Source organism: Nocardioides panaciterrulae, assembly GCF_013409645.1.
Lineage (GTDB): Bacteria > Actinomycetota > Actinomycetes > Propionibacteriales > Nocardioidaceae > Nocardioides > Nocardioides panaciterrulae.
In genome coordinates this window covers 2965934-2980345 of the sequence record NZ_JACCBG010000001.1, presented here as the reverse complement: position 1 = coordinate 2980345, position 14412 = coordinate 2965934, and the positions used below count along the sequence as shown (strand labels likewise).

General features: G+C 72.4%; 14 protein-coding genes. 7 read left to right on the top strand and 7 right to left on the bottom strand.

The genetic code is table 11. The annotated features are described in order from the left end of the window. The first annotated feature begins 79 nt into the window (after nt 1-79). Entirely contained in the window at nt 80-1834 is a 1755-nt protein-coding gene (locus BJZ21_RS14200) for an ABC transporter substrate-binding protein (protein WP_179664343.1), read from the top strand. 493 nt (nt 1835-2327) lie between these two features. Continuing rightward, nucleotides 2328-2960, top strand: coding sequence for a nucleotidyltransferase domain-containing protein (locus tag BJZ21_RS14195; RefSeq protein ID WP_179664342.1), 633 nt, complete (start codon nt 2328-2330; stop codon nt 2958-2960). 67 nt (nt 2961-3027) lie between these two features. On the opposite strand, the gene BJZ21_RS14190 is transcribed toward BJZ21_RS14195, so the two are convergent. From BJZ21_RS14190 to BJZ21_RS14180, 3 genes are all read right to left on the bottom strand, one after another. Continuing rightward, nucleotides 3028-3381: a molybdopterin-binding protein gene (locus BJZ21_RS14190; protein ID WP_179664341.1), complete on the bottom strand. Its 354-nt coding sequence runs from the start codon at nt 3379-3381 to the stop codon at nt 3028-3030. Nucleotides 3382-3462: 81 nt separating this feature from the next. Further along, nucleotides 3463-4845: a sensor histidine kinase gene (locus BJZ21_RS14185; RefSeq protein ID WP_179664340.1), complete on the bottom strand. Its 1383-nt coding sequence runs from the start codon at nt 4843-4845 to the stop codon at nt 3463-3465. A 2-nt stretch (nt 4846-4847) separates the two neighbouring features. Then, nucleotides 4848-5528 (bottom strand): response regulator transcription factor, encoded by a 681-nt coding sequence (locus BJZ21_RS14180; protein WP_179664339.1) that lies wholly within the window; start codon nt 5526-5528, stop codon nt 4848-4850. A gap of 160 nt (nt 5529-5688) precedes the next feature. On the opposite strand from BJZ21_RS14180, the gene BJZ21_RS14175 reads away from it, so the two are divergent. The 5 genes from BJZ21_RS14175 to BJZ21_RS14155 are packed head-to-tail and all read left to right on the top strand — an operon-like array spanning nt 5689 to nt 9381. Then, on the top strand, nt 5689-6135 hold the full coding sequence (locus BJZ21_RS14175; protein ID WP_179664338.1) for a hypothetical protein: 447 nt from the start codon (nt 5689-5691) through the stop codon (nt 6133-6135). 13 nt (nt 6136-6148) lie between these two features. Further along, a complete protein-coding gene (locus BJZ21_RS14170) occupies nt 6149-7174 on the top strand; it encodes an FAD:protein FMN transferase (RefSeq protein WP_179664337.1) in 1026 nt (341 codons plus the stop codon). Between the two features lie 58 nt (nt 7175-7232). Continuing rightward, complete coding sequence (locus BJZ21_RS14165; protein ID WP_179664336.1) at nt 7233-7871, top strand: ferric reductase-like transmembrane domain-containing protein; 639 nt, start codon at nt 7233-7235, stop codon at nt 7869-7871. Next, nucleotides 7871-9166: an NADH-ubiquinone oxidoreductase-F iron-sulfur binding region domain-containing protein gene (locus BJZ21_RS14160; protein ID WP_179664335.1), complete on the top strand. Its 1296-nt coding sequence runs from the start codon at nt 7871-7873 to the stop codon at nt 9164-9166. The genes BJZ21_RS14165 and BJZ21_RS14160 overlap by 1 nt, the downstream gene beginning before the upstream one ends. After that, nucleotides 9166-9381 (top strand): ferredoxin, encoded by a 216-nt coding sequence (locus BJZ21_RS14155; protein WP_179664334.1) that lies wholly within the window; start codon nt 9166-9168, stop codon nt 9379-9381. The genes BJZ21_RS14160 and BJZ21_RS14155 overlap by 1 nt, the downstream gene beginning before the upstream one ends. Nucleotides 9382-9599: 218 nt before the next feature. Here the strand turns inward: BJZ21_RS14155 and BJZ21_RS14150 are convergent, their stop codons facing one another. Genes BJZ21_RS14150 through BJZ21_RS14135 form a run of 4 tightly spaced genes read right to left on the bottom strand, consistent with a single transcriptional unit; the run spans nt 9600 to nt 14293 of the window. Beyond that, a complete protein-coding gene (locus BJZ21_RS14150; RefSeq protein WP_179664333.1) occupies nt 9600-11270 on the bottom strand; it encodes a SpoIIE family protein phosphatase in 1671 nt (556 codons plus the stop codon). Between the two features lie 32 nt (nt 11271-11302). After that, on the bottom strand, nt 11303-11785 hold the full coding sequence (locus BJZ21_RS14145) for a hypothetical protein (RefSeq protein ID WP_179664332.1): 483 nt from the start codon (nt 11783-11785) through the stop codon (nt 11303-11305). Further along, nucleotides 11782-12654: a universal stress protein gene (locus BJZ21_RS21805; protein ID WP_179664331.1), complete on the bottom strand. Its 873-nt coding sequence runs from the start codon at nt 12652-12654 to the stop codon at nt 11782-11784. The genes BJZ21_RS14145 and BJZ21_RS21805 overlap by 4 nt, the downstream gene beginning before the upstream one ends. Continuing rightward, nucleotides 12641-14293 carry an APC family permease gene (locus BJZ21_RS14135; RefSeq protein WP_179664330.1) on the bottom strand — a complete coding sequence of 551 codons (1653 nt, stop codon included), beginning with the start codon at nt 14291-14293 and terminating at the stop codon, nt 12641-12643. Before BJZ21_RS14135 ends, BJZ21_RS21805 begins: the two co-directional genes overlap by 14 nt. Between the last annotated feature and the right edge of the window lie 119 nt (nt 14294-14412).

The window sequence follows — 14412 nt, the reverse complement described above, 5'->3', positions numbered from 1 at the left end:
GCAGCGCACCGGCATGCTCCACGCCTCTGACTCAGTCGCCCGGCCGATCGGCGGGCGGCATCACCTGAGAGGTAGGCACATGAGACTGAGCAAGCCGTTGGCGGCCCTCGCGGGCGTCACGATGTTCTCTCTCGCTGCGTGCGGAGGCTCCGGGGGCGCAGCCCCTTCGGCCCGCGGCAGCTACAAGGACATGCAGGGGTCGGTCGCACAGGACCCGAACCGGACGGGACCGGCGCCCGAGGTGGTCGGCGCCCGCACCGGAGGAACGGTGACGGTCTACGTCACCAAGGATCCCGGCTTCGACGACCTCGACCCGAGCAATGCCTGGTCCGCACTCGGCAACACGCTGCTCCAGGACTTCACCAGCAGATCGCTCACGCAGTATTCGCGGGACCCCAAGACCGGGGACATGGTCCTGGTGCCGGACCTGGCCACCGACCTGGGTCACCACAACGCCGACTACACCGAGTGGACCTTCACCATCCGCAAGGGCGCCCGCTGGGAGGACGGCTCGCCGGTGACGGCGAAGCAGGTGGCCTTCGGTATCAGCCGTTCGATGGACACCGGCACGTTCCCGGGTGGCCCGGGGACCGAGTACTCGCAGACGTACTTCAAGGGGGCCGGCTCCTACAAGGGCCCCTACAGCGACCCGGGTGCGCGGTGGGACGGCGTCACCGTGGACGGGGACAAGGTGACCATCCACATGGCCCGGCCGTTCGCGGACATGCCGTACTGGGGTGCGTTCCCGGCGATGGGGGCCGTGCCGCTGGGCAAGGCGAGCAACCCGCCCGACTACGGCCTGCACCCGATGTCGGACGGCCCCTACAAGGTCCAGAGCTTCGGGCCCAACGAGGAGCTGGAGCTGGTCAGGAACAACCAGTGGGACGCCAAGACCGATGCTGGGCGCCACCAGTACGTCGACAAGTGGGTCATCAAGTTCAACCAGGACCAGGCGAAGGTCGACCAGATCATGCTGAGCGGCAATGCGATGTCGCAGACCGCACTCAGCACCGCCCTGGGGTCGAGCAACTACAACGTGGCGAAGGCGAAGCTGGGTGACCGGCTCGTCCAGACCGCCACCCAGTGTGGCGTCTACCTCGAGCCGGACTACACCAAGATCACGGACATCCGGGTCCGGAAGGCCATCGCCTACGCCTACCCCTACGACGACAAGTGGCTGTCCGAGGGCAACGTGCCCGGTGTGACCCGGGTGCCTGCGGACTCGATCATGCCTCCGGCCATGGCGGGCAAGCACGACTACTTCGTTGACGGCCAGCAGTTCACCTACGACCCGGAGGAGGCGAAGGAGCTCCTGAAGCAGGCGGGCTACGCGCCGGGGGAGTTCCAGCTCACGATGATGTACTACGAGCCCGACGCGTTGGCCGTGGCCAGCCAGAAGGTGCTGGTCAAGGGGCTGGAGAACGCCGGGTTCAAGGTGAAGTCGATCCCCGTGCAGGAGTCGGTCTACGCGATCGCGACGAACCCGGACGATCCGGTGAACAAGCAGCTCAACGTCCGGTACCTCTCCTGGTGCGCGGACTGGCCGACCGGTCTGACGATGCTGCCTCCGATGGTTCGTTCCGGAGCGGCCTACAACTTCTCCCACTTCTCGGAGAAGTCCATCGACGAACGCATGAGCAGGATCAGCTCCCTGCCACTGGGCAAGCAGGCGGACGCCTGGGGCGCGCTGGACGAGGAGATCGGACGGAAGTACCTGCCGATCATCCCGACGGCGTTCCGCAACGAGCTGTTCCCATTCGGTTCGCGGATCGGCAACGCGTCCGGTGACACCGAGATGGGAATGCCGAACTTCAAGGACCTCTACGTCAAGTGAGCAGCAGGGCCGGCCGGGGAACTCCCGGCCGGCCCTGTCGCCCGTGGCGGACCTGACGCCGAAGGAGAGGTTGAGCCAGCCAGTGGCTCAACCTCTCCTCCGGGATCTCGTGGCCCCGATTCGAGCAGCAGGTCAGTCGCGTCCACCACCCTGACCCTGCCATGGCCGGTGTCCTGGGGGCCGGCGGCGTCAGGGGCGCATCAGCGGGCGCCAACCCGGCGATTTCGCCGGTGCGTCACGACCGAGAGGGCCCCTAGAGTCGCGGGATGATGATCAACCCTGCCGGCCCGACGACGAGCCGGCCCGAATGCGACCATGCCCCCTGTCGCGGCGTCGACCCGCGGAGTATCCCGGAGCGGTCCACAGGTGGCTGGCCGGCCGCCGCACACGGATCCGCCGCTCGGCCGCGCACGATCGCGCCCGCCTCTCGGGCCACCGAGTGAACCGCGCAGACACCTCCGCCGCATCGCCGTCAGCCGGGCAGCCGCCCTCGGTGCAACCTCCCGCGGCCGGCCACCTCCCTCCCGAGGAGTTCACCCGCTGGTACGGCGGCTGGGACCCGCTGGACCCGACCAGCATCGCCGAGTTCATGGACGGGTTCGACCGACCGTGGTGGATCATCGGGGGCTGGAGCATCGAGGCGTTCACCGGGGTCGCCCGCCCGCACGAGGACATGGACATCTCGATCCTGTCCAGCGACGCCGAGGCGTTCCGGCGTTTCCTCGGCGACCGGTGGACCCCGTGGAACGTCGACGAGGGCTGGTTCCGGCCCTTCGACGCCCGGTTCACCGACGTCCGGCCGGACAGCCAGGTGTGGATCCGCCGGGACGCCCGGTCGCCATGGGTCCTGGATGTCCCCTTCACCCCGGGCACCGGCGGCCGGTGGACCAACAAGCGTCACCTCGCGCACACCGAGGAGCTCGAGGACGTCACCTGGGTTCGGACCGACGGTCTGCGCTACGCCCGGCCCGAGGTCACCTTGATGTTCAAGGCGGCCCAGGCCAGGGCGAAGGACCAGCGCGACGCCGAGGTTGCCCTTCCGCTGCTGGACGCGGCCGCCCGCCGGTGGCTGCGCGACGCGGTCGCCCGCCTGAGCCCGGACCACCCATGGGTGCGCGAGCTGTAGGGAACCCGCCGGTCGGGCCTACGACGCGAGGATCGCGCAGGGATCGCGCGGGGATCGCGCGGCGCGATCACCGAGGGTGGGCGGCCCCAGTCGGCTGGCGCCACGCAGCCACGCTGCGCGCGGCCCAGCTCAGTCGTGCCGCGGCGTCGCCGGCCAGCCGTCGGACGCCGGCACCGAGCCAGGAGCCGCCGACATGCACGGTGACGGCGTGGATCCCGCGGACCCCATGCGGGTACGGCGTGGTGGTGCCCTGCTCCTGCCACTGGCCGGTGGTCGTGCGGCACCGCACCCGTAGCTCGTGCCGGCCGGGCGTGGCCCGCCAGCTCATCGACCAGGGCCGCCAGGCGTCCGGGCCGAGGTCGACTCCCAGGGTGGCCTCGGCCCAGGGGCCGTCGTCGATCCGCACCTGCACGGCGTCCACACCGACGGGGGGAGCCCAGGCGTAGCCGAGGACCTCACCCGACGCCAGGTGAACACCTCGACGGGCGGTCCGCGTCCACGATCAGCGTTCGTCCCCTCGAGGCGCGCCGTCGACCGCCCCTGGAAGCTCCAATGACACCACAGCCCCACCCCCGGGCCGGTTGCGCGCCGCCGCGCGCCCGCCGTGCGCGCGCGCGATGGCGCTCACGATGGCCAGGCCCAGGCCGGCGCCCCCGTCGCTGCGAGCACGGCTGGAGTCCGGGCGCGCGAAACGCTCGAAGGCGTGGGGAAGGAACTGTTCCGGGAAGCCGGGGCCAGAATCCGCCACCTCGAGCGTCAGGTCGCGGCCGACCGCCCGGCCACGGATCACGATGGCCGTCCCCGTGGGGGCGAACCGCAGGGCGTTGTCGACCAGGTTGTCGATCGCCTCGCCCACGCGGTCGGGGTCCACGTCTGCTGTCAGGTCGGCAGGGGCGTCGACCTGGCACCGGACACCGCCCGCGCGGGCGCGGGTGGCTGCGTGGTCCGCGCTGCGGTCGAGCAGCTCCCTGACATCGGTCCGCTCCTGCTGCAGGGGGAGCCTCTCCTCATCGCCTCTGGCGAGGAACAGGAGCTGATCGGTGAGCCGCGCCAGCCGCGCTGCCTCCTCGCCGGCTCGCTCCACGGCCGCCGCGAGCTCGTCGCGGCTCCTGCCGGGGAGGCCGGCCAGCTCGAGCTCGCCTCGCAGCACGGCGAAGGGCGTGCGGAGCTCGTGGCTGGCATCTGCGACCAGCGCCCGCTGCCGCGCGAGCGCGCCCTGCAGCCGGCTCAGCAACAGGTTCATCGTCGTCGCGAGTGCGGCGATCTCGTCCCGCGTGTGCGGCACCCGCACTCCTGCCGCCGCGTCACGCTCGGAGAGCGCAGCGACCTCGCGACGCATCCGCTCGACGGGGGAGAGGGCGGCGCGGGCCAGCCCGTAGGCGCCGGCCCCTGCGCCCAGCACGAGGATCCCGCCCGCGATGAACAGCTCCCTGACGACATGGCTCAGCGTGCTGTCGAGCGCTTCGAGCGAGACGTCCGCGACCGCGACCCAGCCCGGGTGCTGCTTCAGCGGCCCGGCCAGCACGCGCTCGCGCTCGCCCTCGACGGAGCTGGTCCGCAGCACCCGGCCGTGCTGCGCCTGCCTGATCTCGGCCGGGCTGAGCAGCGGGGTCGCCCCTACATCCGCGCTCGCGCCACGGACCCGACCGGTGGAGTCGATGACCTGCACGACGTACTCGCCGGGCGCGGGGACCCGCCCGGTGGGTGTAGCTGCACCCGAGGGCGTCAGGTAGCGGTCGGCCTGCGCGAGCTGGGCGGCGAGCTGGGAGTCGATGGCCGCCTGCTGGGAGGAGGCGAGCTCGCTGACGAAGAGCCAACCCGCCAGGCCGAGCACGACCGCAGAAGCGATCGTGAAGACGACTGCGAGCCTGAGGCGGATCGACATCGTTATCCGGGTTCCTCGTCGCGCAGCCGGTATCCCATGCCCCGCACGGTCTGGAGGTCACTGCGCCCGAACGGTGTGTCGACCTTGCGGCGCAGGTAGTTCACGTACTGGTCGACCACGTTGGACGTGCCGTCGTAGGCGAAGTCCCACACGGCCTCGATGATCTGGGAGCGAGTCAGCACGACGCCCGGGTGGCGGAGGAAGAGCTCGAGCAGGGCGAACTCCTTGGGGGAGAGGTCGACCTCGGTGCTGCCGCGCCACGCCCGCTTGGTCGCGGGGTCCAGCTTCAGCTCCCCGACCGAGAGCACCGCTGGGCGGCGGTGGTCGTCTCGCCGGGTGAGCGCCCGTAGCCGGGCGGCGAGCTCCATCAGGCTGAACGGCTTGACCAGGTAGTCGTCCGCGCCCGCGTCCAGGCCCCGGACCCGGTCGCCCACCTCGTCGCGCGCGGTGAGCATCAGCACCGGCGCCCAGACATCGGCCTCGCGCAGCCTCCGGCACAGCTCGAAGCCGTCGAATCCCGGAAGCATGACGTCCAGCACGATCGCGGCATAGGCGTTCTCGGTGGCCATCCACAGTCCCTCGGGGCCATCCCCGCAGACGTCCACCGCGTGGCCCTCCTCCTCGAGGGCGCGCTTGACCAGCCGCGCCATGCGCACCTCGTCCTCGATCACGAGCACCCGCATGCCAGCGAGGCTACGAGGCCCGGCGCGGGATCGAGCAGAGCCGGAAGACCGGCAGATGTGAGGCCTCACATCGTTCTCTCACGGTTGGCACACGCCCCCGCGCGCACTCTGGAATCGCCGGAGTGGATCCGGTCATGACGAGCCCGGAAGGGGGCCCCTGATGAACAACGAACGTGATCCCCGCAGCGGGCAGGTGCCGCTGCCGGGAGTCACCCGCCCCGCCCCGGCCGACGGCTGGGTGCCCCTACCGGACCTCGGCCGGAGCACTCCCGAGGGCAGGGCCAGGCAGGCGCGGGACCAAGGCCTCCGCCGAGTACGGCGGATCTCCAACTGGACCGCGGCCGCCCTGGTCGTCGGCACCGGCGCCGCGGCCATCACCTTGGCGCACAACGCGGTCCCGATCACGCCGCCCGCGTTCCCGGGCAGTGCGACGTCCGGCACCACGCAGACCGGCACCACTGCGGTCACGCACGGAGCGAGCGGACCCCAGGTGGGGCACTCCGTCGCGACGACCAGCGCGTCCGGCGTGACGACGACCACCACCACGCTCCCGAACGGCAAGACCGTGGTCGCTCACAGCGGGCACGCCACCTACCACGACGACTGATGAGGTGACCCCGATGCCTGCACCCAGCCTGACCGCCGCGTGGCGGCCCGTCGACACCGGTGACGACACCGTCGCCGTTGCCGAGCGCGCCGCCATCGGCACCACCGCCCGGGTGGCGGTGTGGCCCCCGGACGACCTCCCCGCGGCGCTCGCCGCCACGGACGATGTCCTCGACGCCCTGGATCACCAGGCCAGCCGCTTCCGGGAGGATTCCGAGATCTCCTGGCTGCACCGGCGCAACGGCGGCCTGTTCCTGCTCAGCGACGGGCTCGCGGAGGCCCTCAGCGTCGCGCTGGCGGCGGCGCGCTGGACCGGCGGGCTGGTGGATCCCACCGTCGGCGAAGCGTTGATCTCCCTCGGATACGACCGCGACTTCGCGACCATCGATGCATACGGACGTGAGGCCGCCGGCCCCTCGGCCCCGGTGCCCGGCTGGCGGACCGTCTGGCTGGACGGCCCGATGCTCCGCCTGCCGACCGGTGTGCGGCTCGACCTGGGCGCCACCGCCAAGGCCCTGGGGTCCGACCGCGCGGTCAGGGCGGCGATGGCGGCCACAGACGGAGCCGGCGGCGTGCTGGTCAGCCTGGGGGGTGACCTCGCGGTCGGCGGACGTCCCCCTTGCGACGGATGGCCGATCCAGGTGGCCGACGAGCCGGAGCCGGGCGCCTCGGCCCGGACCCAGTCGATCCGGCTGGTCAGCGGGGCGGTGGCGACCTCGTCGACCACCTGCCGCCGGTGGCGACGGGCGGACCGGGTGATGCACCACATCGTCGATCCCCGGACGGGGCTGCCTGCGAACGGCCCCTGGCGCACGGTGACGGCCGGTGCGGCGACCTGTGCTGACGCCAACGCTGCGGCCACGGCCGCGATCGTCGCTGGCGACCTGGCGGAGGACTGGCTGGCACGAGCCCGCGTGCCGGCGCGACTCGTCTCCCACGAGGGGGAGGTGCGCCACGTGGGCGGCTGGCCGGACACCGACGGCGACCCGATCGCGGTCCGATCGCGCAGCCACGTCTACGACCGGGCCTCTCGGCCCTGACGCGGGGCTGCAGCGCCCCGGCAACCTCGAGACACAGATGACGCGAGGAGCGACCACGATGACAACGGCAGCACCGATGCTGGCCGGGGCGACCTCCGCCACCGGCTCCCAGGGCCTGTGGTTCGTCTCGCGTGCCAGCGGGCTGACGCTGCTGGTCCTGCTCAGCGTCGTGATGGTGCTCGGCGTCTCGACGCGGCTGGGTTCGGCGCCTCGTCGATGGCCCCGCTTCGTCTTCGCCGAACTGCACCGAACGCTGGCGCTGCTCCTGGTCGCGTTCCTCCTCCTGCACGTGGTGACCGCACTCCTGGACCCGTTCGTGACGATCGGCTGGGCGGCCACGGTGCTGCCCTTCATGTCCGGCTACCAGAGGCTCGCGATCGGGCTGGGCACCCTGGCGGTGGACCTGGGCGGCGCCGTGCTGGTCACGAGCCTGGTGCGCCGCCGACTGGGCTTCCAGGCATGGCGGATGGTGCACTGGCTGGCCTACCTGGCGTGGCCGCTCGCGTTCGTGCACGCGCTGGCCGCCGGCCCCGACCGGGGGCTCTGGTGGGTGGCGCTGATCGTGTGGGCTTCTGCGGCCGCCGTGGCCACCGCGGCGCTGGCTCGCGTCCTGGCCACGCTCACGCACACCGCGCGGCCGGCCAGGCCGTCGCCCGGGTTCGAGCGGCTCACGCCGCCGGAAGCGCGAGGTGGGTGATGGGCACCACCGAGCGCGTGCGACGGCAGGGAGAGGCAGCCGGCACACCTTCGCCGGTCCACCTGCCGCGCCTGCTGCCGGCCGGCTCGCCGGCAGGCCCCACCGGCCTGCCGGCCCATCTCGACCGGTACGGCGGGCTGCGGTCGGTCGGCTCGGTCCGGCAGCGGGACGCTCTCCTCGAGGAGGTGAGCCGGGCGGGGCTCACCGGCAGGGGCGGCGCCGCGTTCCCCACCGCCAGGAAGCTTGCTGCGGTGGCTGCCGGACGCCGTCCCGTCGTGGTCGGCAACGGGACCGAAGGAGAACCCGCGAGCGCGAAGGACAAGGTCCTGCTCGCCCAGTCACCGCACCTGGTGCTCGACGGGGCTGCTGTCGCCGCGGAGCTGGTCGGCGCCAGCCGGGCGATCGTCGTCGTGCATCACTCCGTGCGCGAGATCGTGGACGATGCAGCCGCGGAGCGCCGCCGTGCTGGATCCGACCGGATCCGGATCGAGATCATGACCGGCGCCGACAGATTCGTCGGCGGCGAGGCCAGCGCCCTCGTCCACTGGATCGAGCGCGGCGTTCCCACGCCGACCAGGACACCGCCGAGGGCTTCCGAACGAGGGCTCCGCGGGAGGCCGACCCTAGTCCAGAACGTCGAGACCCTGGCACACGTCGCCCTCATCGCCCGCTACGGCGCCGACTGGTTCCGCGCCGTCGGCACGAGCCGGGAACCGGGCTCGATGCTGGTCACCGTCCAGGGAGCGGTGAACCGGCCCCGCGTGGACGAGATCACGATCGGCACCCCGATCCACGAGGTGCTCAGCCTCGCCGACGGCGCATCCGCGCCGCTTCAGGCGCTGCTGCTCGGCGGGTACTTCGGCACGTGGGTGCCCGCAGCCGCCGCGGACCTCCCCTTCAGCCGGGCGGCGCTGGCGCCCTTGGGTGCGAGCGTGGGTGCCGGCCTGGTCGCGGCACTGCCCGACGACGTCTGCGGACTCGTGGAGACGGCGAGGGTCGTGCGCTTCCTCGCGGACGAGTCGGCGGGCCAGTGCGGGTCTTGCCTCTTCGGCCTGGACGCGATCGCCGGCGAGCTGCACCGACTCGCTGACGGCAGCGCTGCTGACCAGGGCACCCTGCGGCGCTGGCTCGGCCAGGTCGAGGGCCGCGGCGCCTGCAGCCTTCCCGACGGCGCCGTCCGGCTCGTCCGCAGTGCCCTCACCGTCTTCGGGTCCGAGCTGGAGCAGCACGCACGGGGCTGGTGCTGCGCGACCCGCACGGCCGGCATCCTGCCCCTCCCGCCGCGGAGGCCGTGATGGCCACCGGCATCAGGCTGCGAGTCGACCCCATTGCCTGCGAGGGGCGCAGGCTCTGCGCCGAGATCCTCCCCGAGCTGATCACCCTCGACGACTGGGGCTTCCCCATCGTCAGCGACGACGACGTGCCTGTCGACCTGCTCGACGAGGCCCGTGAGGCCGTCCGCGTCTGCCCCAAGCTGGCGCTCTGGCTCGAGGGCCCCCGTCAGACCTGACAGCCGGACGACCCCGGCCAGGGTGGCTCCTCCTCGGGTCGGCTCGAACCTAGGCGGTCCGGCGGCACCCGCCGTACCAGCTGTCACCGGCGCGCCCTCGGCAGCGGACGTCGGCGCGTCAGCCGCTGGGGGTTGTCAGGGCGTTCCCTCGCTTGATGGGCGTTGCTACGGCTGACAACCGAGAGAATCCCCGGCTGGCCGGGGATTCCTGCAGCGGCTCACCAAGCCAGCCGTGCCCACACGGTCTTGCCCTCGAGCTCCTCGACCACACCCCACTCGGCGCAGACGGCCTCGATCATCAGCAGGCCCCGGCCGCCGGTGGCGTCGAGGTCGGTGTCGCTGAGGACGGGCATCCGGTGCCCGCGGTCGAAGACCTCCACCCGCACGCCCCGGTCCTCGGCCTGGAGGGTGGTGCGCACCGCGCCGTCGGCCTGGCGGACCGCGTTGGTCATCAGCTCCGAGACGACCAGCAGCACGTCGTCGCGGTGCTCGACCGCCACCTGCGCGGCCAGCCAGCCCTCGGCCCAGGACCGGACGAGCGGGACGGACATCGGCTGGGCCGGCAGCTTGCGCACCACCCGGCGCGCCGACCCGCCCGGCACCGGCGGGACCCGCGCGGCCAGCACCGCCACGTCGTCGCCGCGGCTGCCGATGGGCAGCAGCTCCAGGGCCTGGTCGAGCAAGCGTCCCGGACCGGCCTGGGGCGGCACCGTGGCGATCAGGGTCTCAAGCCGGTGGATGCCCTCGTCGATGTCCCAGTTGCGGGTCTCCACCAACCCATCGGTGTAGAGGAGCAGGTAGGCGTCCGCCGGCAGGTGCGTGCTCCGCTCCTCCCACACCTCGCCGACGCCCAGCGGCGGCCCGGGCTCCACCTCGATCGGGCACAGCGTCGTGCCGTCCTCCTCGATGCCCAGCACGACCGGCGGCAGGTGCCCGGCGCAGGCGATGGTGGCCAACCGGGCGTGCGTGTCGAGGTGGACGACGAGCACGGTGGCGAGCAGGTCGCTGCCGAGCCGCTCGAGGTAGTGCGCGGTGCGGGCCAGCACGTCGGCCGGCGGGTGTCCGTCGGAGGCGGTGGCGCGTACGACGGTGCGCAGCTGGCCCATCATCGCCGCGGCCTGGATGTCGTGACCCTGCACGTCGCCGACGACGAGGACCAGGCCGTCCTCGACCTCGATCGCGTCGAACCAGTCACCGCCGACGTGCACGCCGGGGTCGCCGGTGCGGTAGCGGGCGGCGAGCTCGACGGCGCCGATGCGGTTCGGGATCTGCGGGAGGAGGCTGCGCTGGAAGGCGGTGCCCAGGGCCCGCTCCTCGGCGAGCTCCCGCTCCCGCTCCTCGTCCCAGCGGCTCCGGTCGATCGCCATCCCTACGGTGCGGACCAGCACGTCGATCAGCGCCAGGTCGCCGGCCTTGGGGCGGGAGGGCGCGGGGTAGTACATCGCGAACGTCCCGAGCAGCCGCCCGCCGCCACCGAAGATCGGCGTGGACCAGCAGGCGCGCAGCCCGGCACCCACCGCCAGGTCGCGGAAGTCCGCCCACAGGGGGTCGGCCTCGATGTTCTCGACGATCACCTGGCGCCGTCGCCAGGCCGCGGTGCCGCACGAGCCCACCGACGGCCCGATCCTCAGTCCGTCGATCGCCTCGTTGTAGTGGTCGGGCAGGCTCGGCGCGGCGCCGTGCCGCAGTTGCCTGCCGTCCTCGCTGAGCAGCAGCACGGAGGCCAGCAGGCCGCCCGTCGAGACCCGCTCGACCACCCGCAGCAGCGCGTCGAGGGCGGGTCCGAGCTGGTGTCCCGACACCACCCCGGACAGCAGCTCGAGCTGGGCAGCCAGGAGCAGGGCGTCCCGGCTCTCGGCGGGCGCCGTCGCCCGGGCGGTGGAGGTCATGATCGTTCGAGGGTACGACAGAACCGTCGTGTTCAGTGCAGCAAGGACTTCAGCACGATCATGGCCAGGCCCAGGGCGGTCGCCACCGCCGTCGAGAGCCCCCGCTCCCTCCGGCTGAGGGCGCCGTGGCGGCCCATCTCCCAGCCGGCCAGCGCGAGCAGCAGCGTGCTGCAGCCCAGCCCCAGCAGCACGGCGGTGTCGAGGTCCGCGCCCACCCGGCCTGCCACCGAGAGCACCGCCAGGGGCAGCAGGGTGGCGGTGACGATCTCCCACCCGGTGGCGAGCTCGCGGCGTACCTCCTCCCGGCCCGGGCGGTGCCCGGCGTGGATGCGCCGGGCGACCAGCCGGGCGTACCGCTCGGCCGTCCAGTAGACGAGCAGCGTGCCCAGGACCGCCGCGTCGAGGGCCGCCACCGACTCCGCGTGCGCCGCGGCCATCACGGCCGCCCCGACGATTACGCCGTAGACCCCCGCAGTGGTGCTCTCCTGGGTGTCTCGGTGGGCCAGGAGCCTCAACGCGCGATGACCACCGGGCAGCGGGCGTGGTGCAGCACCGCCTGCCCGACCGAGCCGAGCAGCATCGCGGCGAACGCGCCGCGGCCCCGCGCGCCGACCACCAGCAGCCCGGCCTGCTCCGAGGCGTCGCTGAGCACCCGGCCCACCGAGCCGGCGACGACCTGCCGGTCGAGGTCGACCGAGGGGTGCGCCCGGGCGTCGGCGGCGAGGGCCTCGTCGATCAGCGGCTCCGCCTCCGAGAGCTGGCGGGCGAACCGGTCCGAGACGTAGCGGCTGGCGTACGGCGGGCCCGGCGCCCAGGTCTGCAGCACGTGCAGCGCGGTCAGGGGCGCCCCGGTGCGCTCGGCGTGCTCGAAGGCGAAGCGCATCGCCGGCGCGCAGCCCTCGGAGGCGTCGACCCCGACCACCACCCGCCTCTCCTCGGGGCTCGACGGCTCGCGCACCACCACGACCGTGCACGGCGCGTGCATGGCGACGTGCTGGCTGACCGAGCCGGCCAACGCGCTGGACACCCGGCCGTGGCCGCGGCTGCCGAGCACGATCGTCGAGGTCGGGTCGGCGCCGACGATCAGCGCCGGCGCCGGACCGGCGTCGACCAGCTCGAGGCTCTCCGGCGGCAGCGGCGCGGCCGCGACCGCGGTCCGCGCGTCAGCGGTCAGCTCCGCGAGCCGGTTGCGCTCCCATTCCTGGTCGAGCTCGGTGACCTGGCGCATCCGCATGTCGCCGGTCGCCACAACAACCCGCAGCGGTGACTTCATGTCCTCGGCGTACCTCGCACCCCACGCCAGGGCGCGCTTGGCGTCCGGCGACCCGTCGTAGCCGACGATCACCGTGCCGTGGCCCGGCCCGGTCGTCTCAGTGCTGGACACCGGCCACTCCCTCCTCCTCGGGCAGCACGACTTCGCTGATCATCGCCTCGATCTGCTCGCTGGACAGGGCGACCTGCATCGCCCAGAAGTAGATGACGAGGCTGAAGCCGGCGACCACGGCCATGTCCCACCACAGCGGGATCCAGCCCTTCGGGCCGAACGTGCTCATGTAGACGATGGCGCCCATGCCGAGGAGGTACGGCGGCAGCCACATCGCCGCGTGCCAGTTCAGCACCGGCGGCTTGTCGTTGAGGTGGAAGACGCGGCTGATCGCCAGGATCACGTAGCCGAGCAGGATCGCCACGCCCAGCTTCCAGTCGGTGGTCCAGCCCGACCACAGGATGATCAGGTTGGCCACGATGAACGCGAACGGCGACAGCACATGCGCCCACGGCAGCCGGTAGGGCCGCTCGGTCTCGGGGAGGCGGCGCCGGAACACGCCCAGCGACAGCGGGGCCCCGGCGTACATCAGCACGCTCGCGCTGGTGATCAGCCCGACCAGCGACTGCCAGCTCGGGAACGGCAGGAAGCAGATGCAGCCGGTGAGGAACGCGGCGATCAGGCCGACCCACGGGACCGCCCGCGTGTTGGTCCACTCGAACGCGGTCGGGACGTACCCGTTGCGGCTCAGCCCGTAGGAGACCCGGGAGCTGCCGGTCGTGTAGATCAGGCCGGTGCCGGCGGGGGAGATGATCGCGTCGGCGTAGAGGATCGCCGCCAGCCAGCCGAGCCCGACGAGCGTGGCGATCTCGGCGAACGGTCCGGTGAAGACCGTGTAGTAAGCCGTGCTGCTGGTGTCCGACCAGGTGCTGCCGATCGCGCTCGACGGCAGCGCGCCGAGGAACGCGATCTGCAGGGCGGTGTAGATGATGATGCCGAGCACGATCGAGCCGATGATGGCGATCGGGATGTCGCGGCGGGGGTTCTTGCTCTCGCCGGCGAGCTGGTCGGCCTGCTCGAACCCGAGGTAGCTGAAGATGATGCCGCCGGTGGAGACGGCGGCCAGGATCCCGTGGGCCTTGTCGGGGTTGAAGCCGTTGGCCGCGGAGAAGTTCCCCGGGTGGAAGTTGGCCAGCGCCAGCACGAAGATGGTCAGGAGCGGGATCGCCACCTTCCACCACGTCGCCGCGCTGTTGGCGGCGGCGAGCCTGCGGATCCCGAGGAAGTTGATCGACGTCAGGAACGCCATCAGCAGGACCGCGACGATCAGGCCGCTGGTCGTCAGCACGCCGGTCTTCGGGTTCAGCCAGCCGTTCGCGAAGGAGTAGTGCTGGCCGTAGGTGATCATCGCCGAGACCTCGATGGGGGCCACCGTGGCCGCCTGCAACCAGGAGAACCACCCGAACGACGCTCCGGCGAAGCCGCCGAAGGCGTAGTGCGGGAACCGGGCGGTGCCGCCGGAGACGGGGTACATGCCGCCGAGCTCGGCATGGACCAGGGCGAGGGCCAGGATCACCACGCCGCCGATCACCCAGGAGATGATCGCCGCGGGCCCGGCGACGATGAGCGCCTTCTGGGCGCCGAAGAGCCAGCCGGAGCCGATGATCGAGCCCATCGAGGCCCAGGTGAGGCCGACGAGGCCGACCTCGCGCTTCAGGGACGTCGTGTGACGCCGCTCGGCGTCGGCAGGAGCAGCCATCTCGCATGACCTCCCGTGAGGAGAGGCCTGGCCGACGGTGGTCAGGCCTCACGAGGCTAGGCCGGACGGGCCTGGTCCCGGCACGGGCGAAAGTCCCTAGCGAAGGACGGCTGGGGCTC

What these genes read in the sequence shown, in the direction of transcription:
- BJZ21_RS14160 (WP_179664335.1), top strand. Translation starts at nt 7,871, where the DNA reads ATGGGCACCACCGAGCGCGTGCGACGGCAGGGAGAGGCAGCCGGCACA.
- BJZ21_RS14165 (WP_179664336.1), top strand. Translation starts at nt 7,233, where the DNA reads ATGACAACGGCAGCACCGATGCTGGCCGGGGCGACCTCCGCCACCGGC.
- BJZ21_RS14200 (WP_179664343.1), top strand. Translation starts at nt 80, where the DNA reads ATGAGACTGAGCAAGCCGTTGGCGGCCCTCGCGGGCGTCACGATGTTC.
- BJZ21_RS14185 (WP_179664340.1), bottom strand. Translation starts at nt 4,845, where the DNA reads ATGTCGATCCGCCTCAGGCTCGCAGTCGTCTTCACGATCGCTTCTGCG.
- BJZ21_RS14135 (WP_179664330.1), bottom strand. Translation starts at nt 14,293, where the DNA reads ATGGCTGCTCCTGCCGACGCCGAGCGGCGTCACACGACGTCCCTGAAG.
- BJZ21_RS14155 (WP_179664334.1), top strand. Translation starts at nt 9,166, where the DNA reads ATGGCCACCGGCATCAGGCTGCGAGTCGACCCCATTGCCTGCGAGGGG.
- BJZ21_RS14170 (WP_179664337.1), top strand. Translation starts at nt 6,149, where the DNA reads ATGCCTGCACCCAGCCTGACCGCCGCGTGGCGGCCCGTCGACACCGGT.
- BJZ21_RS14150 (WP_179664333.1), bottom strand. Translation starts at nt 11,270, where the DNA reads ATGACCTCCACCGCCCGGGCGACGGCGCCCGCCGAGAGCCGGGACGCC.
- BJZ21_RS14180 (WP_179664339.1), bottom strand. Translation starts at nt 5,528, where the DNA reads ATGCGGGTGCTCGTGATCGAGGACGAGGTGCGCATGGCGCGGCTGGTC.
- BJZ21_RS14175 (WP_179664338.1), top strand. Translation starts at nt 5,689, where the DNA reads ATGAACAACGAACGTGATCCCCGCAGCGGGCAGGTGCCGCTGCCGGGA.